Origin of the sequence: Saccharibacillus sp. JS10, assembly GCF_024436065.1 — a bacterium.
GTDB lineage: Bacteria > Bacillota > Bacilli > Paenibacillales > Paenibacillaceae > Saccharibacillus.
Genome location: NZ_JANFNS010000003.1, coordinates 86,903 through 107,863, shown reverse-complemented (window position 1 = coordinate 107,863; position 20,961 = coordinate 86,903). Strand labels below are relative to the sequence as shown.

Annotated in this window: 20 protein-coding genes; 11 read left to right on the top strand and 9 right to left on the bottom strand. The window is 47.3% G+C overall.

Translation table 11 applies throughout. The annotated features are described in order from the left end of the window. Positions 1 to 118: 118 nt before the first annotated feature. Positions 119 to 601 (bottom strand): heme-degrading domain-containing protein, encoded by a 483-nt coding sequence (locus NOM90_RS11000; protein WP_255942001.1) that lies wholly within the window; start codon positions 599 to 601, stop codon positions 119 to 121. 488 nt (positions 602 to 1,089) lie between these two features. On the opposite strand from NOM90_RS11000, the gene NOM90_RS10995 reads away from it, so the two are divergent. Continuing rightward, positions 1,090 to 1,317 (top strand): CsbD family protein, encoded by a 228-nt coding sequence (locus NOM90_RS10995; protein WP_255941999.1) that lies wholly within the window; start codon positions 1,090 to 1,092, stop codon positions 1,315 to 1,317. Between the two features lie 42 nt (positions 1,318 to 1,359). After that, the gene (locus NOM90_RS10990; protein ID WP_255941997.1) at positions 1,360 to 1,605 is read left to right on the top strand and encodes a hypothetical protein; all 246 of its coding nucleotides are present in this window, start codon (positions 1,360 to 1,362) and stop codon (positions 1,603 to 1,605) included. A gap of 32 nt (positions 1,606 to 1,637) precedes the next feature. Here the strand turns inward: NOM90_RS10990 and NOM90_RS10985 are convergent, their stop codons facing one another. Genes NOM90_RS10985 through NOM90_RS10975 form a run of 3 tightly spaced genes read right to left on the bottom strand, consistent with a single transcriptional unit; the run spans position 1,638 to position 3,888 of the window. After that, on the bottom strand, positions 1,638 to 2,306 hold the full coding sequence (locus NOM90_RS10985; protein WP_255941995.1) for a GNAT family N-acetyltransferase: 669 nt from the start codon (positions 2,304 to 2,306) through the stop codon (positions 1,638 to 1,640). Positions 2,307 to 2,328: 22 nt separating this feature from the next. Continuing rightward, entirely contained in the window at positions 2,329 to 3,021 is a 693-nt protein-coding gene (locus NOM90_RS10980) for a GNAT family N-acetyltransferase (RefSeq protein ID WP_255941994.1), read from the bottom strand. A 9-nt stretch (positions 3,022 to 3,030) separates the two neighbouring features. Then, a complete protein-coding gene (locus NOM90_RS10975) occupies positions 3,031 to 3,888 on the bottom strand; it encodes a carbon-nitrogen hydrolase family protein (RefSeq protein ID WP_255941993.1) in 858 nt (285 codons plus the stop codon). 228 nt (positions 3,889 to 4,116) lie between these two features. On the opposite strand from NOM90_RS10975, the gene NOM90_RS10970 reads away from it, so the two are divergent. Both NOM90_RS10970 and NOM90_RS10965 read left to right on the top strand, forming a co-directional pair. Next, positions 4,117 to 5,511, top strand: coding sequence for a sensor histidine kinase (locus NOM90_RS10970; RefSeq protein ID WP_255941992.1), 1,395 nt, complete (start codon positions 4,117 to 4,119; stop codon positions 5,509 to 5,511). A 122-nt stretch (positions 5,512 to 5,633) separates the two neighbouring features. Beyond that, positions 5,634 to 6,023, top strand: a complete 390-nt coding sequence (locus NOM90_RS10965) for a RidA family protein (protein WP_255941990.1) — start codon at positions 5,634 to 5,636, stop codon at positions 6,021 to 6,023. Positions 6,024 to 6,251: 228 nt separating this feature from the next. Here the strand turns inward: NOM90_RS10965 and NOM90_RS10960 are convergent, their stop codons facing one another. Then, the gene (locus NOM90_RS10960; RefSeq protein ID WP_255941988.1) at positions 6,252 to 7,022 is read right to left on the bottom strand and encodes a TspO/MBR family protein; all 771 of its coding nucleotides are present in this window, start codon (positions 7,020 to 7,022) and stop codon (positions 6,252 to 6,254) included. Positions 7,023 to 7,352: 330 nt separating this feature from the next. On the opposite strand from NOM90_RS10960, the gene NOM90_RS10955 reads away from it, so the two are divergent. The 3 genes from NOM90_RS10955 to NOM90_RS10945 all read left to right on the top strand — a co-directional run bounded on the left by NOM90_RS10955 (position 7,353) and on the right by NOM90_RS10945 (position 10,917). Continuing rightward, a complete protein-coding gene (locus tag NOM90_RS10955; RefSeq protein WP_255941986.1) occupies positions 7,353 to 9,794 on the top strand; it encodes a glycoside hydrolase family 31 protein in 2,442 nt (813 codons plus the stop codon). A 101-nt stretch (positions 9,795 to 9,895) separates the two neighbouring features. Then, positions 9,896 to 10,402, top strand: a complete 507-nt coding sequence (locus tag NOM90_RS10950) for an SMI1/KNR4 family protein (RefSeq protein WP_255941985.1) — start codon at positions 9,896 to 9,898, stop codon at positions 10,400 to 10,402. Between the two features lie 41 nt (positions 10,403 to 10,443). Continuing rightward, positions 10,444 to 10,917 carry a hypothetical protein gene (locus NOM90_RS10945; RefSeq protein WP_255941984.1) on the top strand — a complete coding sequence of 158 codons (474 nt, stop codon included), beginning with the start codon at positions 10,444 to 10,446 and terminating at the stop codon, positions 10,915 to 10,917. Positions 10,918 to 11,176: 259 nt separating this feature from the next. On the opposite strand, the gene tenpIN is transcribed toward NOM90_RS10945, so the two are convergent. From tenpIN to NOM90_RS10930, 3 genes are all read right to left on the bottom strand, one after another. After that, entirely contained in the window at positions 11,177 to 11,632 is a 456-nt protein-coding gene (tenpIN, locus tag NOM90_RS10940; RefSeq protein ID WP_255941983.1) for a type III toxin-antitoxin system TenpIN family toxin, read from the bottom strand. An 883-nt stretch (positions 11,633 to 12,515) separates the two neighbouring features. Further along, the gene (locus NOM90_RS10935) at positions 12,516 to 12,893 is read right to left on the bottom strand and encodes a YhfM domain-containing protein (protein ID WP_255941982.1); all 378 of its coding nucleotides are present in this window, start codon (positions 12,891 to 12,893) and stop codon (positions 12,516 to 12,518) included. A gap of 229 nt (positions 12,894 to 13,122) precedes the next feature. Continuing rightward, positions 13,123 to 13,593 carry an HTH domain-containing protein gene (locus tag NOM90_RS10930; protein WP_255941981.1) on the bottom strand — a complete coding sequence of 157 codons (471 nt, stop codon included), beginning with the start codon at positions 13,591 to 13,593 and terminating at the stop codon, positions 13,123 to 13,125. 215 nt (positions 13,594 to 13,808) lie between these two features. On the opposite strand from NOM90_RS10930, the gene NOM90_RS10925 reads away from it, so the two are divergent. From NOM90_RS10925 to NOM90_RS10915, 3 genes are all read left to right on the top strand, one after another. Further along, complete coding sequence (locus NOM90_RS10925) at positions 13,809 to 16,886, top strand: DEAD/DEAH box helicase (RefSeq protein ID WP_255941980.1); 3,078 nt, start codon at positions 13,809 to 13,811, stop codon at positions 16,884 to 16,886. Between the two features lie 47 nt (positions 16,887 to 16,933). Further along, positions 16,934 to 17,755 (top strand): hypothetical protein, encoded by an 822-nt coding sequence (locus NOM90_RS10920; RefSeq protein ID WP_255941979.1) that lies wholly within the window; start codon positions 16,934 to 16,936, stop codon positions 17,753 to 17,755. A 61-nt stretch (positions 17,756 to 17,816) separates the two neighbouring features. Beyond that, entirely contained in the window at positions 17,817 to 18,635 is an 819-nt protein-coding gene (locus NOM90_RS10915) for a M15 family metallopeptidase (RefSeq protein ID WP_255941978.1), read from the top strand. 91 nt (positions 18,636 to 18,726) lie between these two features. On the opposite strand, the gene NOM90_RS10910 is transcribed toward NOM90_RS10915, so the two are convergent. Beyond that, complete coding sequence (locus NOM90_RS10910; protein ID WP_255941977.1) at positions 18,727 to 19,524, bottom strand: GTP pyrophosphokinase; 798 nt, start codon at positions 19,522 to 19,524, stop codon at positions 18,727 to 18,729. Between the two features lie 292 nt (positions 19,525 to 19,816). Between NOM90_RS10910 and NOM90_RS10905 the strand changes: the two genes are divergently transcribed. Continuing rightward, positions 19,817 to 20,938 carry a hypothetical protein gene (locus NOM90_RS10905; RefSeq protein WP_255941976.1) on the top strand — a complete coding sequence of 374 codons (1,122 nt, stop codon included), beginning with the start codon at positions 19,817 to 19,819 and terminating at the stop codon, positions 20,936 to 20,938. The last annotated feature ends 23 nt before the right edge of the window (positions 20,939 to 20,961 follow it).

Genomic DNA, 20,961 nt, shown 5'->3' with positions numbered 1-20,961 from the left:
TCGCTTATCGTGCTCATACGACGATCATCCAGACAAAAAAGACTTCCACCTTCGTTTGAATACGAAGAGAAAATCTTTTGGTGTCAGCTATTTTTGTATTGAATACAGTCAGCGATCTTTATTTGGCGTTCTGTTCATTCAAAAAACGACGGATTCCTGCCGTAACAAGGTCGTGGTCTTCTTGATCCGGCAATCCAGAAACGGTGATCGTTCCGATCAGACCTTCTCCGGATACATGCAGAGGAAAAGCTCCGCCTGCCAAAACGAATTCGTTTTCGCTCAAGTCGAAATCAGATACCAGCGATTTGTTTTCGCTACGAAGTTGTAGCGCGGTATGCCAAGAACTTTGGTTGAACCGAGCTACCGTATTGTTTTTACGGCGAATCCAGTCTTCGTTTTCCGGCGACGTTCCTTCCATCGCATGGAGGAACAGACGATGCCCGTTGCGTGTAATATCGACGGTTACTTTTTTATGAGTTTGACGGGCTTCTTCGATTAAAACCAAGCCGAGGGATAATGCAGTTTCGGCGTCGAATGTGCGAAAACGCAGTTCTTCTTCTTCGCGTTGCATTTGGGTGAGTTGTTGTTGGGTGGGTAGCATGGTGTATGTTTAGCTCCTTTTTAGATGGGTGAGGGGAGGTAATTCGACGTGGGGCGAGTGATTTCCTTTTATCGCTCCGGGTTGTTTTCCTACGGAAAGCCAAAAGTCGCTCAAAAGGAAATCACTCGCCCAGGTGCAATTACGGAGGTGGCGCAAGGTTAAGGGCAAAAGCTGTAAAGAATTAAGAGCTTAAAGGATCAAAGCTTAAAAGCTTGAAATAGTTAAAACTTAAGAGATAAGGCTTAAATTAAAAGATAAAGGCTTAAGGGATCAAGGCTTAAAGATTAAAGTCGAATGCGCTCGTTCTGCGAACATTGCTTCTGAAAAGCGGAACGACTCGGATCGTCGGTTTTCTAAAAAATCAAAAGAGATATGGGACGAAGAAAGCGGGGCATGGAGGGCGGAGAAACGAAGGGTTTTGGATTCAGGGGTGAAGGGCTAGGGTAATTCTCACTAAATCCATTTCTAATTGGTTAGGAGCTGACATCATGATGAATCCAATCGAAACGAAAGTGATCAAAGGTAGATGGAGCGTGACACAGCACGAAGCGAAAAAGCAGTGGAGCAAGTTAACGGAAGACGATCTCATGTACATTGACGGCGATAAAGATAAATTGATTGAAAAGGTTCGTGAACGTTACGGACATGATGAGAAAGCAGCGGAGCTGGAGTATAAGTCTTGGGCTTCTGCGCTCACGAACGGTAGCGATAGCTAACAGTTAAGTTTAAAATCCGGAAGCGGAAGAGAGGAATGTAGCATGGTAGAGAATTTTGTCGTATCGGGTAAGATTATCGAGCAGCGCGGCCATGTCGTCATTACCGTTCAAGGTGGAGTGATAAGCTCTTACGATCTTCGTTATTATAAGCTTCCGGACATAGAAGGCTTGGAAGAAAGCGCAAGCGAAGAAGTGAATGCTTCTTCTCCTGTATTGCTTTCGAAATGGAGACGCCGGGCGTTTTCACCAAATCCTTCAAACGACCAAAAGAGTGCAAACCGCGCGTAATCGCGGTCTGCACTCTTTTTTTGTTTACCTATTTATAAAGGAAGCAGTTCAACGGCCGGGCGGGCTTGAAGATTCTCTACCATCTCGATCCATTGCGCAGGCTTCGGTTCAAGTACGCTGTAGTACGTCAGCAAAAATTTAGCGATAAAAGCTCCTTCGAGCGTGGAAATCTCTTGGTACGGTAAGAAGCACAGATCAAGCCCATCGACGGCTTCGCCGTCTCCTTGCCAAGAAGGATGAACGTAACTGAAGTTCAGGCGTCGATAGCCCAAATGAGCAAGCACTTCGCGCCGAACGAAAGGATCCATCGGTTTGACGCCGCCGAACTCATGGTCATTGGATTGATAAGGATCGTAAATTTCTGCGAACATGCCTTTGAGACTTCCGCCAGCTTCGGCAGCGAGTTTTCTCAGATCGGCTTCGCGGTGATTCGCAAGAAACGGCCCGATTCCAAGACCGGGTTGCCCGATGATCGTAAAGTCGGTCATCGCGATATCGTCTTGCGGGTAATACCGATATTCTGTCGCGCCTACGACTTTGCCTTCGTGCACGGCTACGAATACGCGAATACCCGGATCTTCCAACGGTTCTTTCCAGAGATCGAAAGCAAGCACTTCTTCGCGCGGGAAAATGTCGCTCATCAATTGATGCAGCCCTGCAAAAAGCGGATCAGCAATATCATTTACGCGTGTATATTCCATAAGTTAACCCTCCTGTGTGGGATTAAGTTCCCGAAGTTTGTAGAAACGGATTACGCCATTCCATCAATAACGCATAATTTCCTGATTCTTCGTCGTCCAGATAATCCGGTAACACGGCAACCGGCGTTCGTCCGCAGTGCAGCAAAAAGCCGATCACCGGATCACGTCTTTTTCCATGCAGCACGTCGTCTACATAGTGCTCGGGCGACACTTCGTGTTGAACAGCCCCATATCCGGGCATACGTCCACCGCCGAGCAATCGCTGCAATTTTAGAGCGACAACCAGTTCGTAAGTGGCTTGCAGCATTTGCTTGCCCAACCCCAAACCGCGTGCAGAAGGAGATACGCTAATATCGACGACGTACAGCGTATCTCCGTTCTTCTCGTGCGTGCCGATATTTCCGTCGTCCGTCATCTCCGCCCAGCTATGCGACATATGATTCGGGTCAAACGTCGTCATCATGGCGGTCAATGAGCCTACAATCTGCCCGTCGATTTCGGCGCATAGCGCTCCGGTCGGGAATCGCTCAATATGCAGCAACAATTGCTCGCGGTTCCAAAGCAAATCGGCAGGATACGGAGGCGGGAAACATTCTCGCTGAAGATTAATCAATTGTTCAATATCGGACGATGTATAGTTACGGATATGCAAAAGTTTAGGTTGACCGTCTCGAAATACATAAACACTTTTGTTGTACGTCTCGATCTTGTTCATCGGCACCTTTTACGACCAATCCGTATACAGATCGGTGCGGCGATCGCGCCAAGTCGTAACCGAACCTTTTTCGCGAACTTGATCCAGCAAGCCTAAATCCAGATCAGCGACAATAATCATATCATCGTTAATTTCGCCTTCGGCAACGATTCCTTTTGGAGGGAACGGGACATCGTTAGGCGAAATCACAGCGGCTTGCCCGAAGTTACCGCGCATAAAGTCGACAGTCGGAAGCGAACCTACTGTACCGGTCGTGACGATATAAATCTGGTTCTCGATGGTACGCGCATGGCAGCAATACCGAACGCGGTGGAACCCATGCCGGTCATCGGTGCAAGAAGGGCAGAAGATCACATCCGCACCTTTGGCGCGAGCCATGCGGACGATTTCGGGGAACTCGATATCGTAGCAGGTCAGCATCGCAATGGTGCCTTTTTCCGTCTCGAATACCATCAGTTCATCACCTTTTGCCATGTTCCATTCGTGAACTTCGGTTGGGGTAATATGAATTTTTTCTTGGGTTTCGATCTCTCCATTTGGATAAAAAAGATGTGCCGTATTATATAACTTGCCTTCGCGGCGAACGACATGCGTCCCTGCAATGATGTGCATTCCATAATCTGCGGCAAGGCGGCGGAACAAATCCAGGTAATCTTGCGTATAATCAGGCAGGCTTTCAATTCCTTGTGCATGTCCTTGCTCATCTGGAATCGATAAAAGTTGCGTAGTGAAAAATTCAGGGAACAATAAAAATTCAGTTTCGAATTCATGAGCGGTTTTGACATAATGTTCGGCTTGTGCGGCAAATTCGTCAAACGATGCGATCGAATGCAAATGATATTGCACAGCGGCTGCGCGCATTTTCATAACGTAAAAAGCCTCCTTGGACTTAAGATGACTTTATCATAGCAAATTGCGGCCGGTCGATAAAAGGATAGCTCATGTATGCGCTTATTTTATTCTTGACAAAAAATGTATCGTGTATAAAAATGAAAGATCATACGTTCGACGATTGTGATAGATCCGCTACCGAAACTTCATGATAGAATAGGCAACACTGCCGGAGCGGTAGACTTAGGAAACAGAGGCGAAAAAATGGAATACTCCAAAATGTTCGTACAAAATATGGCGGTATTGGTCATGCTCGCCTATATCGCCAACCTGATCTATAAATACGCTCTACGTCATGTCTCGGACCGGATTAAATACATAGGATCGATTTTGTTGTTAATTGCAGGTGGCTGGGGCGCCATGCTGTTCGGGTTCGAACTTCGAGAAGATGTATTATTTGATATGCGAATCATTGCGGTCTTGATTGCGATTTTTGTATACAAACGACCTTCTATTGTGCTGCTGATCGGGTTTAGTATTGGCTTAGCCCGTTTTTCTTTTGGATGGAGTGACGCTGCGTTAGCCGGATTTATCAATATGACGATTCTGGGAGCCGTCGGTGCAGCTTTAAACGTATGGCTTCGGCGCGTGGAATGGAACTTTTATAGACAGGCGCTTGTCACGCTGATTCTTATGAATGTATTGAATACATTGGATATTGCGGTTTTAGGCGTAATTCCGATGCGGGAATACCTGCTTCATATGGTTCCGTATACGCTGCCCGTTAGTATCTTGTTATGCGCCTTTTTCGCGTTTATTTTACGGGATTTTCAAAAAGACCAGCAGCGTATCGAAGAACTCAATGAAGTCAATAGATTGCTTCAGCAGCAGACGTTAGAACTTGAGAAAAACAAGCTTGTCTTGGAAGACCGCGCGAAGCAACTTCAACTTGCGTCGCAGTACAAATCAGAATTTTTGGCAAATATGTCGCATGAACTTCGTACTCCGCTGAACAGTATTATCAATCTGTCGCAATTTATTTCCGATTCGGCAGACGATACGTCCAGTGACCAGATGAAGCGTTATGGGCAATTGATTTCTCATTCTGGAGAAGATTTGCTGAAAATCATTAACGATATTCTCGATTTGGCAAAAGTTGAGGCTGGCAAGCTAGAAATTATGAATGAAGATATTAGCGTGATGGAGATTCCTTCTTGGGTCGGTCCGTATTTTGAATTAACGGCAAGCCGTAAACAATTGACTTTCAATACGGTTGTCGAAGAAGGAATACCGGATACAATCTGCTCCGATCCACAGCGGATTCAGCAAATTTTGCGGAACTTACTATCCAATGCTTTTAAATTCACAGAGAGCGGTACAGTCGAATTACATATTCATCAAGCGCAAGAACCGCAATTAAAAGGAAACTGGATCGTATTTGCGGTTCGAGATACGGGAATCGGCATTTCGCCGGATAAGCAATTTACGATTTTCGAAGCTTTTCAACAAGCGGACCCGACGATTGGTCGAAAATACGGCGGAACCGGTCTGGGTCTATCGATCAGCCGCGACTTGGCACATTTGTTAGGCGGATTTATTCGCGTGGAAAGTACAGAAGGTAAAGGCAGTACATTCGCTTTGTTTTTGCCGCAAACGTAAAGTTCTATGCAGCGTCCTTCGTCTGTGGACGGCTTGCGGGAACTGAAATCTGCGCTTAGAATTAAGCCTAGATAATCAGTTAGATCAGCACAGATATCATCAGTCGAAAAGGATGGGATTACATGACAAGCAACAAAAAAACGATCGTTACCGATAAAGCGCCAGGCGCAATCGGACCTTACTCGCAAGCGGTATCGGCAAACGGATTTATTTTCGCTTCCGGCCAACTGGGCATCGACCCGGCTACAGGAGAATTCCCTGCCGGCGGCGTTGAAGAACAAGCGAAGCAATCTCTTGAAAACGTACGTGCGTTGCTTGAATCCGCAGGTAGCGGTCTGGATCGCGTTGTTAAAGCAACCATGTTCCTCAAAGACATGAACGATTTTGCGGCAGCCAATGCCGTATACGGTACATTCTTCAGCGAGCCTTTCCCGGCACGCAGCACGATCGAAGTCGCTCGTCTTCCGAAAGACGCTCTGGTTGAAGTTGAAGTCATTGCTCTTGCCGAGTAAGTTAAGCAAACGCTCTTCACAACAAAAAGCCGACTGCTAATGCAGTCGGCTTTAATTTTTAAAAATACTCCACCGTAACTCGAAGAGAAAAGGCGGAGAGAGGGATTCAGTGCAGGAGCTTTAGCGTTCGCCTTTGAACTCGGGAAAATTCCAATAAAATTTTAATCCCTTTTCCCGAGTTCAACACGCGACCGAAACGAATCCCTCTCGTAGCCTTTTCTCTTCCTCCTAATCCCGATCCATAATCGAACGGATAAACATCCAGACCGAGAAGACCGCAACGACAATCGAAGCGACAAGCGCGGTCGTGCTCACGACTTGCGAAGCATCGGATTGTTCGACGGAAATCGCATATAGCGCCCAAGCGAAAACGAGTGGATATAAGCCATCTCGGAAACGGAAGCCGATCGTAAATGCCAATAGGCTGGCTACCACAATCATGACAATCGCCCAGAAGGCAGTGCCAAGACCAAATCCGTTAAAATCATATTTGGTTAATAAAGCAGAGATATTGACGATCGTTGCGACGCTGACCCAACCGAGATAGATACTGAAAGGCACTTTGACGAAAAGAATATCAGCGACTTCAGTACGTTGACCGTTAAGACGGGTACGTACATAGATCAGAATAAGGGTAATCAAGAAAAGGATCATGACGACAACAGATAGTTCGAGCAATAAGTATTGCCAGCAGAACAACCAAGCCATATTGAGTACGCAAGAGATCGCGAATAGCGGCCCCGGCGCAGCGGCGGTTGTACGTCCTTTGCGCTCAGCGACGAACGCGTAGATCACAAAGCCGATCAGCAGTAAATAAATGACCGACCAGATCGAAAAGGCGAAGCCTGCTGGAGTCAGCAAGTTTTTGTACATATCTGAGATTTCGCGCGTATCGCGACCTCCTAGCGGTAACAACGTGGAGAGTGCGTTGACGACTAATGTGGCGATGAACAAGACGACATTTAGCCATTTGTACGGATTTTTCGATATCGATGACATTGGAACAGCCCCTTTCCCACTTCAATAGTTTACGAATAGAAATTTGGATAAAAAAGTATCCAATCTTCCAAAATGACCAGCAGGTCATTTACGCTTTGTTCTTTCTTACCCGGATTGATCGCAAGTGTACCGGAATTTGAAAACTTTTCGATTGCCCGATTGATATTGCGATGGGATAATCGGAACAAGCCAGCGCAAGTTAGCCATCTTCGAAAGCTCAGACATCACGCGCAGATCGTGAGTTCTCTTTTATTTTTTATTCATAGACAGCAATAAAGGTGAATTACAATTCATGTGGAACGAAGCGATTACGAAGGAGTGGATATCAAGATGGATACAAGCGAAGCGATACACCCGGATCGGATAGGCGCTGAAGTAGTGCGGCAAGCATGGGGGCAGATCGGCAAAGCCTTGTCGTTAACCTGTATAGATGGGGTATACATATGCCGAGGAGAACGGGCTTCATTAGCTTTTGTTTTTTTGAGCGATACGATGTTTCGAATGAAGTTATTTATGGGCAAAGACGTTGATTTATCATCGACGATTGCTGTACTTCCGCGCGAACAATCGAAGCTTGAAGCTACACTGCAAGAAAGCGAATCGGCGTGGACGCTTAGTTCTGGGCAACTCGTGCTCGAGATCGAAAAGAAAACGTCGGCGTTATCTATATTTGACGTGAACGAACGATTGGTCGCTCGGCAAGATCAGATCAGTTGGAACCCACGCGGAGCGATTCAGGCGGTTTACGATATGCCGGGAGATTCACACTTTTATGGGCTTGGAGAAAAAGCGAGCTTCCTTGATAAAAAAGGCGAACATTATACGATGTGGAATACCGATGTGTATGCGCCGCACGTGCCGGAGATTGAAGCCTTATACCAATCGATTCCGCTATTGATTCATATGCACGGCAGATCGTCTTACGGAATTTTTCTCGATAATCCGGGGCGTACCGATTTTGATATGCGCTCCCACGGCATCGCGTACACGATTGGATGTTCAACAGGCGATTACGATATTTATTTTGTTTATGGCCCTCAGCTTAAAGACGTGGTGCGCGAATATACGAAATTAACCGGACGGATCGCATTGCCGCCTAAATGGGCACTTGGTTATCACCAATCGCGTTATAGCTATATGGATCAAAACGAAGTGCTGAATTTGGCGCGAACATTCCGGGAAAAAGAAATTCCGTGCGACGTCATTTATCTCGATATCCATTATATGGACGAATACCGAGTGTTCACCTTCGATCCTGTACGGTTTCCCGATCCGGAAGGTATGATGGCAGAACTCAAATCGTTAGGGATTCGGATCGTTCCGATCGTTGACCCCGGCGTGAAAAAAGATCCGAAATACGAAGTGTACCGTCAAGGTATCGCAAACAATCATTTCAGTCGTAAGCTCGAAGGGGATCTGTTTTTCGGTGACGTCTGGCCGGGAATCAGCGCTTTCCCTGACTTTACGGACGATTCGGCATCGGAATGGTGGGGCAATCTGCATAAATATTATACGGAACTCGGCATTGCCGGGATCTGGAACGATATGAACGAACCTGCGGTATTCAATGCTTCGAAAACGATGGATTTGGACGTCATGCACAGCAACAACGGCAATCCCAAAACGCATGAAGAACTGCATAATTTGTACGGGATGTTGATGTCCAAAGCCACTTATGAAGGGCTAAAAAACAATCTGGACGGAGAACGACCTTTTGTACTCACACGCGCAGGGTACTCGGGAATTCAACGTTATGCGGCGGTATGGACGGGTGACAACCGTAGCTTCTGGGAGCATATGGCGCTAGCGATGCCGATGGTCTTAAATATGGGATTGTCCGGGTTAGCTTTCGCGGGACCGGATATCGGCGGATTTGCCCATCATACGTCGGCAGAATTGTTGGTGCGGTGGACGCAAATGGGCGTATTGTTTCCGTATTGTCGGAATCACTCGGCAATTGCTACATTAAGACAAGAACCGTGGTCGTTTGGACCCGAGATCGAAAGCATTTTGCGTGAATATATTGGGCTGCGTTATCGCTGGATGCCGCATCTCTATAATCTGTTCCAAGAAGCGTCGGAAACCGGGCTTCCGCCGATGCGTCCGCTTTTGCTGGAATATCAAGACGATCCGAATGTGACGAATTTATGCGATCAGTTTCTTGTAGGTCGAGATGTGCTTGCTGCTCCAATCTATCGACCGGATACCGAACATCGCGCGGTGTATTTGCCGGAAGGCGAATGGATTGATTACTGGACAGGCGAAGTGATCGCGGGGAATCGTCATATTTTGGCTCATGCACCGCTACGCATTATGCCGCTGTATATCAAATCGGGAGCCGTCATCGCAGAAGGCGTACCGACTTTATATGCGGACGACCGTACGGATGAGACCATTACATTACGGATTTATGGCGCTCAAGCCAAAAAAGGATTCAAAGCCAGCTATAGTCTGTACGAAGACGATAGTTCCAGCTTTGCTTACGAACAAGGCGCTTCGTCGTTATTACAATTTGAGCTAATCGGTGAAGATCACGGATTGCAGTTGCAGTATCGTTACGAACGTCAAGGTTATCAAGCGAACCGGGAATTTCTACGTTTTACACTCGTTTGTACCTCATTTAAGCTTGCTCAGATTGAAGGGCTAAATGAACTGACGATTGAAGAAGCGGAAGAAGGTCAAGAAGGTTGGTATTTTGACGAACAGACAGGCGGATTTACGCTTCAAGTACAAGATCGAAGTGAAGGCGCAACGTACTTCCTTAAAGGCTAATCGGTTAGCGAAAAACAAGTCGAACACAACTCGGCTTGTTTTTTGCTCCATCCTATACGATATAAGATATATATACATACATAGTGGAGGTTTATCGGCGAATGTGGAGAATTATCGAGGCTTACGATCAGATCAATGCCTGGATCAGAGCCAGTGAAGGACAATTTATCGAATTGGACAATGGAGAATCGTATCGATTTATGCGCAAACGGATTTTTACGGCGCAAGAGTTGGAATCGTTTGAACAACGTTCGGGGATAGAGCTGCCTGCCGAATACAAGCGTTTTTTGATCGGGGTCGGCGGAGTAGAGTTGTTTGTAGGGCCTTTGACCGCAGGGATTAAAGTGATCGGACCTGACGAAATCGAAGAATTTTCGCGTGAAGTGTTCAAAGACCAAGGCAAAGATTTGTATCCCGATCTATTACTTGGAATTTCAATAGCCAAGCTTGGGCATTACGGCGGATTTAGACCGAATTATGACCGCGATGAACGTTTTGGCGTATTTTACCCGGAAATTCCTGCCGATCAATGGATCGAAGAATGTGAATTTGGAGCTTTCGACGATTGGATTGCCAACTTGGTCGATAGCCGGGGGAGAACGATTTAACAAAAATCATGCAAATGATCTGTAGAGGTGGAGGAAATATAATGAAGAACCTGAATTCTAAACAATGTTTAGGTTTCGCCTTATCTGCCGTTTTTCTGATTTCTGGTTGTAGTTCGATAAGTAATGCTCATACTCAAACTGCGACTCCGTCCCTTCAAACAATAGCTTCGGATTCGATGGAAAAAGTCCTGCCAAATGGAAAAACAGAACCCGTTAAGGCACCTTCCGTTAATAAAGAAAGAGAAGAATGGTTCCGTCAAAAGCAGTCTGATTTACAAGAAACCATTGCAAACACTCTGTCGGTAAGTAAAAATGATGTGAACCTTCTTTTAGCATCCGTTTCGGATTCAGAAATTGGATGTGCTATGGTTCTGAATACAGATGTCAACATTGAAAAGAAACAGATTGATCAAGTTAAAAAACAAATAGTCGACGTAGTGAATCAGGAGTCAACCGATTTGAAAATTAACGAAGAAAATATAACCGTAAGCAATAGCAAAGGCGAAATTTTTTAAAATTTAAATACAACGATAGTTATTGAAAAAGCGATCATTAAAGATATGATCGCTTTTATTTTGCAATTGTAACTCGTTATATTTTACACAGACAACATGATTGGTGAAATTTTACTGTTTTTAAAAGTATGCTTTTAAGTACAGCTGATGTGACAAAATCTGCAAAATACCTAATCTTAATATTCCCTATAATTATGACGAGTTATGATATTGACTTAGCGAAATAAAAAGAAGCCCTATATGGTAACTAGGGCTTCTCTCATAATTCGAATTCTTTATGAAAATACTGAAGTGCGGAATACTTACTATTCATACGTTCAAGTACACGGGAATCATTAGCCTGTACTGCATGACAATACTGATCAACATACTTACAAAACTTACGTCTAATTTGAGGGAAGTTTCTCACAATCAAGTCATGCTGATACTGTGGAATTGGTTTTAAAGATGGCAAAGCGTATTTACTTAGGTCGTTTATCACTACGGCCTTAGTATAATCTAAACCTTTTCTATCCCTTTCACTAAATCGAAAACCTATATAGTGCCGCAAATCGGTTCGAAATGGAATCAGAAAAGTATTATCTCGATGTTGAACAATTAAATGAAGATATTGTCTATCAGCATCTGTCATTATTTCTCTACAGTGAGCATAATCTGCGTAAAATTGAGTATTCAAATGTACGTATCCAAAATCATTATTCACTAAATAGGTCATAAACTTCTCCTAGAACGCGAAAATGACGCCTTTACAGCGTCATTAACGACATTAAAATTCATTCGTTTGGCTTTATTTTTTTAGGGTGGGCTACCATTCGCACCACGATCTTTCATTTGGCTTTATTTTTTTAGGGTGGGCTACCATTCGCGCCACGATCAGTAATTAAATTATACACACATTCCAATAAAAAGTCTAGCGGATCTGATATTTCAAAATTCAATTTTTCGTTTATTAAATTAACTTAACCACGATTGAACATACTCAATGATTTTTTTCGTAAATGGATAGTTTTTAAAAGAAATAGCAGCTATTCTAAACGAAAAAACAAGTTTAATTTTTAAAAAATCTATCACCTTATTTAAAAGCACTAGTGTGAACATAGATTGTTCCCATAATTCATGCTTTTTCTGACAGGTTTTAGCGAATTGGTGAGCTTTACTCGATACAACGGTTTAATCAAGAACCGGATGCATACGGAAACATTTACTACAAGGTTAGTTATAAACTAATCAAGCTGAATAATTATTTCACGGAGTTTTTACGTATGGAAAAAGTCGGAGAAGCACGGAAGATCCAATAGATTGATTTAGGGTAGACAGAAGCAAGCATCCTTTAATCCATAGAAACGATCACTGTTCATAAAAGCAAGGTTGGCGTACACGCCCTGCTTAAATAAAAAGGAAACCGTCATTAACGGATCCTTCAACAGATATAGGTTTTAACTAATCCATTTAAATTGTATTTTGCTAAAGCGATCTTCTTTAGTTTTTGCAACTCCGATCTTCTGGGTTACTTAAAGCATTCGATAATTTTTTTTATTTTCTGCCTTGAGGTGATGACACCATTTGTCATATTGTATCGCTGGTTGCTAGTTTTAGACTCATTCCATAAGTTGAAACAGATCCTGAACAGAATTTGACGCCACTGTATAAGTAATCCCTGTATCGTTTACGTTCGCTAACATACCTTGCTTATCCTCAGCATTGATCCAGTAATGAAATGAAACAGATGTATTATTGTTCAGAGAAATAACACAATCATAATCGGGAGTTCTTGTATCCGCCATTCCCTGCTGCTGGCTTGCTGTCGACAAAGATTGAACGATAACAGAAAATTCTTCTTCATTGGATAGTTTTTTTAGTAACGTACTACCTATGAATCCGTGCCTCTCTGACTTAAAAATATTGATTTCAGTTATTTGTTGCTTTTGTATTTCTTCAACAATTTGTTCAAGAGTCAGTTCAGGATCAGCGCTCACAAGAGGTGCTTCTTCAGAATTCCGATCATAACATCCAGTAAAAACAAGAATACATCCGACGATCACAAGTGTTCGAAATATTATTCTCAATAGTAAGACCTCTCTTTATCAAGATAGTATCCTAATTGTTGAAATTGAAATCAAAACGAAAAATGATTAAATATTATGCAAAAAAAGCACGCCTGAACAATCAGGTCGTGCTATCTGGTTTTCTTGCCTGTATACGAGCTCAAGATTTGACGTGGATCAAGAAATGCAGGAATAAAGTCCCCACACTGATTTTGAAGCGTTTTTCGGCGGCTACTTTTCTTCCGGCAAGGAAACGTTCGACGTCTGAAGGTTCGACGCCGCTTTGAAGCGCAATACTTTCGGCAGAAATTCCATACTCTTGATTTAGATTTCGGATCAGAGCGAGAACCCGTTCTTCGGGCGGCACTTGATTCGTATTGATACCCATGCCCAAAAAAGCGATAAGATTCAGCCCATCGGCACGTTGCTTCTGATCGAGATGCTCAAGCTCAGTCATCCCTTCCAAATAAGCTTCCAGATCATCGCCGCTAATCCCGGTCAAGCGTTCTAACGTTTCGTACGAAAACCTATACTTCTCCAAAGCGCTACGAAGCAGTTCACGGTCGTTAGCAGCTTCAAACTCGAAAAGATCTTCTTCGAATTCTATTTTGCGTGGATGCGGTTCAGTCAATGTCCAGCACCTCCTTAATGGTTAGTATACACGGATCATTCCAAACTCAAAAAAGCGAAATGGATGATGTTCGTTCAGGTAGAGATGTCCACTTTTCTAACGAGGATTGCGTAATCAGTCGAAAAAATGCCGAATATCGTTTAGAATGGAGAGAAGGGCAATTTTAACTGTTTTCAATAACGACTCGAAAAAAGCGGACAAAACGGGGGACAATCATGAATCAACCGCTTTATGGCATATGGCTGGGCGATGTCTTTTTCTGCTTTTCCGGCGAAACGTCGGAGCCGAAAGTAGACGCTTGGACCCGGCAAGTGAGAAAACTAAATATTCGCGGTAATTTACCGCTTAAGCAGGCGGCATTGCGACTTGCCGAACTGCGTTGGCCGGGAGCTTCTTCGCGTCGCGGACGCGGAAGAGGCTTCGGTGGCCGTACATTAGAAGGGCTGGCTTTGCCGGCTTCCGAAGCTTTTACGTTGTTGGCTGATCTGGACGAAGCTCAGTTTTCGGCGCAAGGTTTCGCTCCGGGCGCGGAATTGCGTTACTGGAGCGCGGCTGTGAGTTTCGCCCGCGAATTATTAGCGGCGGGATGTTTTGCGCCGGGAGCTGATCCGGCGGCGAGAGTAAGCGCGCGTAGAGCGTCGGAACTAACGTTCACCGGCACATGGAAGCCGTTACTGGAAAGCGCGGAACATCGCGAGCGGTTTTCGGCTTTGGCGGCGGCAATGCCGCCAGTGGGCTTAACGGCGCCGGGCGCTGTTGGCGCGGAAGAAGAATCGCCGCCGCTAGGTCGGGCGCGCGAGCTGGTGCTTCATTCGTTCCTGTCGGCGATGATCGACGGGCAGATGCGAACGATGCTCGGCAGTATGCGCAGCGCTTTGCCGCAAATGCGGCTTCCGTATCGCCGCGGTTATTCGCCGCTGGCTTCGCTATGGTGGAATAGTTTGATCGATCCGATGCGCGAAACGAAAGTGCAAGGCGGTTCCGAAGATATCGAAGCGTTGGAAGAGCAGATTGCGGTGTTAGGCGGAGCAGTGCCCGACAGTGCCGATCCCGGCGAATCGGCAAGCTCGCAGCTAAGGCTCGGGCTGCGCTTGGAGCCGCGAGTGCTTGACCCAGACAGCATACAAGAAGATCGCTGGCGTCTGGCTTTCCGCGCGGAAGACGAAGTGGAAGCAGGGGCTTCGATCCCGGCTTCTGACGTTTGGCGTCTGCAAAGCGACGAGCTGATTTTGCGCGGTCGTCATTATGCCGATCCGAAGCGGCAACTATTGATGTTGCTTGGACGTGCCGCGCAGCAAGCGCCGCAGCTTCAAGCGGCACTCAGTCGTCCGCATCCCGAAGAAGCTTGGTTAGATGCGCAAGAGATGTTCGATTTTCTGATGTCCAGCGTTTCGGCGCTGCGCGCTTCCGGCGTGCGGATCGAGATGCCTTCGCGCTTTACGAAGCGAGGAAGACGCTCGGCAGGCGTCAAGCTCAAAGCACGGCTTGAACCCAGCCGCAGCATGCAAGGCGAGACGTCGCTCGGGATTAAGCAGTTGGTGGAATTTGATCTGGAAGCGACGATTGGCGATACGGCGATCAGTCTGGACGAATTGCGCCGAATTGCCGAAGACGGCGTTCCGCTGGTCTTTTTGAATGGGGAATGGATCGAAGTCGATGTGAAAGAAGTGCGTCAAGTGCTTCGCTTGCTCAAAAAACAAACCGTGCATGAAATGACATTCGGAGACCTGCTCAAATTGTCGGCATCCGAAGACGATACGATGTGGAACGGTGTAGGCGTGTCGGGAATCGAAACGTATGGGCTGCTGTATGATCTGCTCAGAGGCGGAGGTCGAACGTCATCCAAACACGAAGTGCCCGATGCGCTGAACGGAACGCTGCGTCCTTATCAAGAACGCGGCTACCGCTGGCTTTCTTCCATGCGCGAGATGGGCTTCGGCGCGTGTCTCGCCGATGATATGGGTCTGGGCAAAACGGTACAAGTCATCGCGTGTCTGCTGGATCATCCGTCGCCGGGACCGAAATTGATCGTCTGCCCGACTTCGCTATTAGGGAACTGGCAACGCGAAATTCAACGTTTTGCGCCTGAGTTTACCGTACATGTGCATCACGGTACGCAGCGCCTTCGCGGCGAAGCTTTCGAGCAATGCGTGCGCGAGCACGACGTGATTTTGACGACGTATCCGTTAATCGGACGCGACGTCGAAGAATTCCGCGGGATCGTTTGGACATCCGTGGTGTTGGATGAAGCCCAATCGATCAAAAACTACGGCACGAAGCAAGCGCAGAATGTCATGAAATTAAATTCGCCGCATCGGATCGCCGTAACGGGAACGCCGGTCGAAAATCGGCTTGCCGAGTTATGGTCGATCTTCCAATTCATGAATCCGGGTTATCTCGGTTCGGCAGCCGCTTTCCGTAGACGGTTTGGCGCGAATGCCGCTCAGATCCCGGAAGAAAGCGATAAGCTGCGTACGATGGTGGCTCCGTTTATGCTCAGACGACTTAAAAGCGATCCCGATATACGCAAAGATTTACCGGAAAAAATCGAGCTTAAATCGTACTGCGAACTGACCGTGGAACAAGCGGGCATGTATCAATCGGTGGTCGGCGAACTGATGCAAAAAGTCGAAAGTACCGAAGCTTCCAGTCGCACCGTGCGTCAAGGCATCGTATTGTCGGCGCTCACCCGTTTGAAGCAGATTTGCGATCACCCCGCGTTGGTGCGTGATCATACCGGTGCTTTCAAAGCGGAAAAATCCGGCAAGTTGATGCAATTGATCGAGCTATTGGATCGGATTCGGGACAATGGCGAATCGGTACTGATCTTCACGCAATATGTACGTATGGGCAAACTGCTAGCCGAAGAATTGCATCGGCGCTACGGCGAAGAACCGATGTTTTTGCATGGCGCCGTGAAAAAAGAAGAACGCGATCGGATGATCAGCAGTTTCCAAGAAGGCGAAGGCGCGAACACGTTTATTCTATCGCTGAAAGCGGGCGGTCTCGGGCTGAATCTGACGCGTGCGAACCATGTCGTGCATTTCGACCGTTGGTGGAATCCGGCTGTCGAAAACCAAGCGACGGATCGGGTATTCCGGATCGGGCAACAACGCGGCGTGCAAGTGCATAAGCTGATTTGTCAGGGAACGCTTGAAGAACGGATCGACGAAATGATCGAAAATAAAAAGACACTCGCGGAGCGCGTTACGGGAACCGGGGAGCGTTGGCTGACCGAGATGTCGAACGAAGAACTGCGTACCCTTGTATCGCTGCAAGGCGAGCAACTTTAAGGTTGAATAGTTAGGCAGAAAGGTACGACCGGAAAGGTGAGATAGAGATGAACCGTCTAGACGTAGTACAATTGGAAGCGAAGCCTGGATTGTTGATCGCTTCGATCAAAGAAGGTCGCGCTTCCCGCCTCGTAGAAGTTCCGCTGCGTATCGCGAGCGATACGCAGCAAGCCGAGTGGCAGCGCCTTGCCGGGCGCTCGGCTATTGATCTGTATCATTTGCTTGAGCAAAGCGGCGAGTCGATTGTTTTGCGCACAGGAGCGACAAAAGCGAAGCGACATAGCGCCGCAGAAAGCAGCGGCGCCGCTGAGCCGAGCGATGCGCCGCTATCGATCGGCTTCGACGATGCCGACGACGACAGCGATTTTGACGTCGCCGTAGAGACGAATGACGAAGGGATGTCATTCGTCCGAACGGAGCTTCCGTTCGATAGCGGCGACGCCGCTTGGGAACTCGCCGCGCTGGAAGCTAGCGGCGAAGACGTCAACGCCGCCCTCGAAGCGGCGGCGAAACAGATCCGAACGCATCTGGCGTTCGGGCTGACCCTCGCCGGCATGAATCCCGGCGAGCTGGCAAACGCGGCGCTTGCCGCGTGGGGCGACGGCTGGACGGTCGCCCCGGACGAGGCGCTCAAAGCGGCGCCTCGCGCCGCCTCCGAAGGGGGCGGCAAAGAAATTGCCGAGTGGATCGCCTCGGCAGCCGAGAAAGGCGTGCTCCACGAGCACGGTAGACTGCCGGAAGCTCCGGCAGGAAATCCGCAAGGCGCAGAGCCGCAGCCTTGCGATCTGTCGCTGCTGCCGGACGCAGCACCGGCACAAGCGGCACTTGCCGAGCTGCGCAAAGCGATGCGCAGCCGGATCAGCGGATAAGATCCGCGTTCAATCAAACGGTGTAAACGTGATGTAGCCAAGGCAGCAAGGAGGAACAAGCATGACCGCACAAAAAAGATGGAAATGGGGAGCACTTGCATTAGGCACAGTGTTAACCGCAGGGCTACTGAGTGCTTGTAACGGAGCAGGAGCAAGCGACAAACCGAATCAACAAAATCAGCAACCGACTGATCCGACCGGAAACGAAGAAGCAACCAATACGACTAGCCCATTTATGGAAGATTCTTTGCAAGCGACGATTGAGTCAAAAGACGGTAAAGACGTCGTGACGAATGAGACTTCGATGAAAGTCGTCGTCAATAAACATCGTTTTTTGCCAGACGGCTATGAGCCGCCTGACTTAGTTGTACCGGATGTACCTTTCTCGTTTGGCGATGCACAGTCGCAAGAAAAAAGTCATTTGCGCAAAGAAGCCGCGGGCGCGTTAGAGCAATTATTTGCCGGAGCCAAATCCGCGAATATTGAACTGTATGCCGTATCGGGCTATCGCTCGTATGCGCGTCAAAAAAATATCTACGATTACAACGTCTCGACAAAAGGCGAAGAAGAAACCGCTAAAGTCAGTGCTTTTCCCGGAACAAGCGAACATCAGACCGGGCTTGCGATGGACGTGTCCGCGCTCAGCGTCAACAACGATCTGGAGCAGACCTTCGGCGATACCGAAGAAGGCCGCTGGTTAGCGCAGCATGCTCATGAGTACGGCTTCATCATTCATTATCTCAAAGGCAAAGAAGAACAGACCGGATATTCCTACGAACCGTGGCATATTCGTTATGTCGGTACAGACTTGGCGCAAGCTGTGTATGACAGCGGGCTGTCGCTGGAAGAATATCTGGACGAAAGCAATCTCAAGAAGTAGTCGAATATGTTAAAAAGTTAAGTGACTTGGCTCACCATATAAAAACGACCTCAGTCTCCGTAATCAACGGATATTGAGGTCGTCTTTATTTTTATTTCTGATCCGGTTCGTCTTCTTCGCTTAGCGACAACACTTCACTGCGTAGCGCCAGCATTTTATGATCCAATTCCCCGGCTGCTCCAGCCGCGGAAGCAAGTTCCTGCTCCAGATGTTCGGGAACGCGGCGGTCGTATTTGTACAGCAGAATATGTTCGAGACTCGCCCAGAAATCCATCGCGAGCGTACGCATCTGCACTTCGATTCGCACGCGGCACGTGGCTTCTTCGATCTGCACCGGAACGGACAATAAGACATGCAGACTGCGGTAACCATTCGGCTTCGGCTGCATAATATAATCGCGTATCCATAAAATTTTTAGATCCGAACTTCGTCCGATCCGTTCGAGCAGCAGATAAATATCGGTGACAAACGCAAAAACGATACGCATCCCGGCAAGGTCATGAACATGTTCGGCTACATTCGACGCCGTATGTTCAAGTTCCAGCCGATCCAATTTATCTAAAATACTCGCCGGTTCTTTGATTCGAGTCTTAATATGTTCGATCGGGCTAAATCCTTCAGCGCTTTTCCATTCGCGGCGGATGCTTTCGATTTCTGCTCGAAGTTGATCCAAAGCATGTCGATGCAAAGAAGGCGGATGAACCCAATCTCCATTTGGAAATAGATCATTTTCGTTTTCTAAACAAGCGGCTTGGATAAAAGCTTCTCGTTCGGCTTCTTCCGGGGCATCGACTTGGATCGACGTGTCTTCGGAACCGGAACGCCGCGAATCTGCCGATGAGGCGGCGCCAGAGTCGGTAGATGTACGGGATGTAGGGTGTGTAGTCAATATAATCTTCTCCTGAACTGACGTTGGATTGTAGGAACGGCGCATCTATTGTAAACTGACAAACATAGGGAACTTTAATGATCTCATGTAAGATCGAACTTCGCAAAACTTTTCGATCTTCATCATTCAAATAGATAAGATTACGCGCCGCAAAACCCTGCCTTATTCTTGTAACCGGATAGACGGGGGTACGAATCCAAATATGACATTGAGGCAAAGCGGCGAGTAACGTGTAGGTCTGGCTTTTCGATTCAATCGGTCGTGAAAAGTCAGGATAGAGGAGGAGAAAATTTTGAATTTTTTGCAGCGGATCAAGGACGGAGCCGGGCGAGCATCGGAGCGTGCACAAAGCGCGGTAGAGATCGGCAAACTAAATAGCCACATTTCGGATATTCAACGTGAGATTGAAGTTCATTATGCTCGTATGGGGCAGATTTTTTATGAAAATTATAGTCAAGGGCATACTGCATCGGGCGAAGAAGAAATCATCGAACTTTGTACCGTATGTGATTTGTTAACGGCTGAGATCGCGGAGTTACGTTTGCGAATCGCTCATTTGCGGAATGAACAATTATGCGAATGTGGAGCGCGCTTGGACGAAAATGCGGTTTCTTGCCCTCACTGCGGACGTCAATGGGGAGAAGAAGCCGAAGCACCAGAAGCTAAAGCTGAGCAACCACAGCCGCAAAGCACGAACAACCCTGTCGAACTTCGCAAAGAATCGGATATGCAGCCGACGGTTGAAGTCGAAGCTGTGCATGATCTGGTCGATGATCCTGAATTTCTTGCGGAAGAAGAACGTATACAAGAAAAAGCGGAAGCTTATTCACCGGAACCTGAAGAGTCAGATGTTCGAGAATATGAGCCGAAGCGTGCGGTTAAGCCGTCTTCTGTAGAGGCACCTGTATACGCTGAAGACGAACAGTTCGAGACGAAAAGATTTGATCTGGGTGCGGAAAGTTCTGCTGACCCTGATAAGCAGGGTGCGTTAGCTTCGTCAGACGTGTACGCTGAAGCCGAAGAGACGGCGGAGCAGCGGGAAGAACGTCAGCGCCGAGAACTTCGAGAAATTCGTCAGGAAGAACGCCGCAAAATGAACGAAGCGAAGCGAATTTTGGAACGTCCTATACAGCCTGAGTCATCATCGGAAATTACGCTAGAAGAAGAACCTGTGACTCCGGTTGTCGATCCTGAACATGAGCGTCGTCAGCGAGAGCGGATCGAACGTGAAAAAGAACGCCAAGACGAGTTGGATCGTCTGATTGCTTCTTGGGGTCGCGATGTGGATCGCACCGAAGACGATGATATCGTGATTCGTCGCCCTGTGGGCGAAGTCGTGCGTTGTCAGGTTTGCGGAAGCGGGCTTCCAAAAGGTTCGAAATGGTGCCCACACTGTGCATCGGAACAAATCTAACAAAGCTAAATCGGATTGCCGCT

What these genes read in the sequence shown, in the direction of transcription:
- NOM90_RS10920 (WP_255941979.1), top strand. Translation starts at nt 16,934, where the DNA reads ATGAACCGTCTAGACGTAGTACAATTGGAAGCGAAGCCTGGATTGTTG.
- NOM90_RS10915 (WP_255941978.1), top strand. Translation starts at nt 17,817, where the DNA reads ATGACCGCACAAAAAAGATGGAAATGGGGAGCACTTGCATTAGGCACA.
- NOM90_RS10970 (WP_255941992.1), top strand. Translation starts at nt 4,117, where the DNA reads ATGGAATACTCCAAAATGTTCGTACAAAATATGGCGGTATTGGTCATG.
- NOM90_RS10945 (WP_255941984.1), top strand. Translation starts at nt 10,444, where the DNA reads ATGAAGAACCTGAATTCTAAACAATGTTTAGGTTTCGCCTTATCTGCC.
- NOM90_RS10995 (WP_255941999.1), top strand. Translation starts at nt 1,090, where the DNA reads ATGATGAATCCAATCGAAACGAAAGTGATCAAAGGTAGATGGAGCGTG.
- NOM90_RS10990 (WP_255941997.1), top strand. Translation starts at nt 1,360, where the DNA reads ATGGTAGAGAATTTTGTCGTATCGGGTAAGATTATCGAGCAGCGCGGC.
- NOM90_RS10985 (WP_255941995.1), bottom strand. Translation starts at nt 2,306, where the DNA reads ATGGAATATACACGCGTAAATGATATTGCTGATCCGCTTTTTGCAGGG.
- NOM90_RS10950 (WP_255941985.1), top strand. Translation starts at nt 9,896, where the DNA reads ATGTGGAGAATTATCGAGGCTTACGATCAGATCAATGCCTGGATCAGA.
- NOM90_RS10960 (WP_255941988.1), bottom strand. Translation starts at nt 7,022, where the DNA reads ATGTCATCGATATCGAAAAATCCGTACAAATGGCTAAATGTCGTCTTG.
- NOM90_RS10965 (WP_255941990.1), top strand. Translation starts at nt 5,634, where the DNA reads ATGACAAGCAACAAAAAAACGATCGTTACCGATAAAGCGCCAGGCGCA.
- NOM90_RS10980 (WP_255941994.1), bottom strand. Translation starts at nt 3,021, where the DNA reads ATGAACAAGATCGAGACGTACAACAAAAGTGTTTATGTATTTCGAGAC.
- NOM90_RS10955 (WP_255941986.1), top strand. Translation starts at nt 7,353, where the DNA reads ATGGATACAAGCGAAGCGATACACCCGGATCGGATAGGCGCTGAAGTA.
- NOM90_RS11000 (WP_255942001.1), bottom strand. Translation starts at nt 601, where the DNA reads ATGCTACCCACCCAACAACAACTCACCCAAATGCAACGCGAAGAAGAA.
- NOM90_RS10975 (WP_255941993.1), bottom strand. Translation starts at nt 3,888, where the DNA reads ATGAAAATGCGCGCAGCCGCTGTGCAATATCATTTGCATTCGATCGCA.
- tenpIN (WP_255941983.1), bottom strand. Translation starts at nt 11,632, where the DNA reads ATGACCTATTTAGTGAATAATGATTTTGGATACGTACATTTGAATACT.
- NOM90_RS10925 (WP_255941980.1), top strand. Translation starts at nt 13,809, where the DNA reads ATGAATCAACCGCTTTATGGCATATGGCTGGGCGATGTCTTTTTCTGC.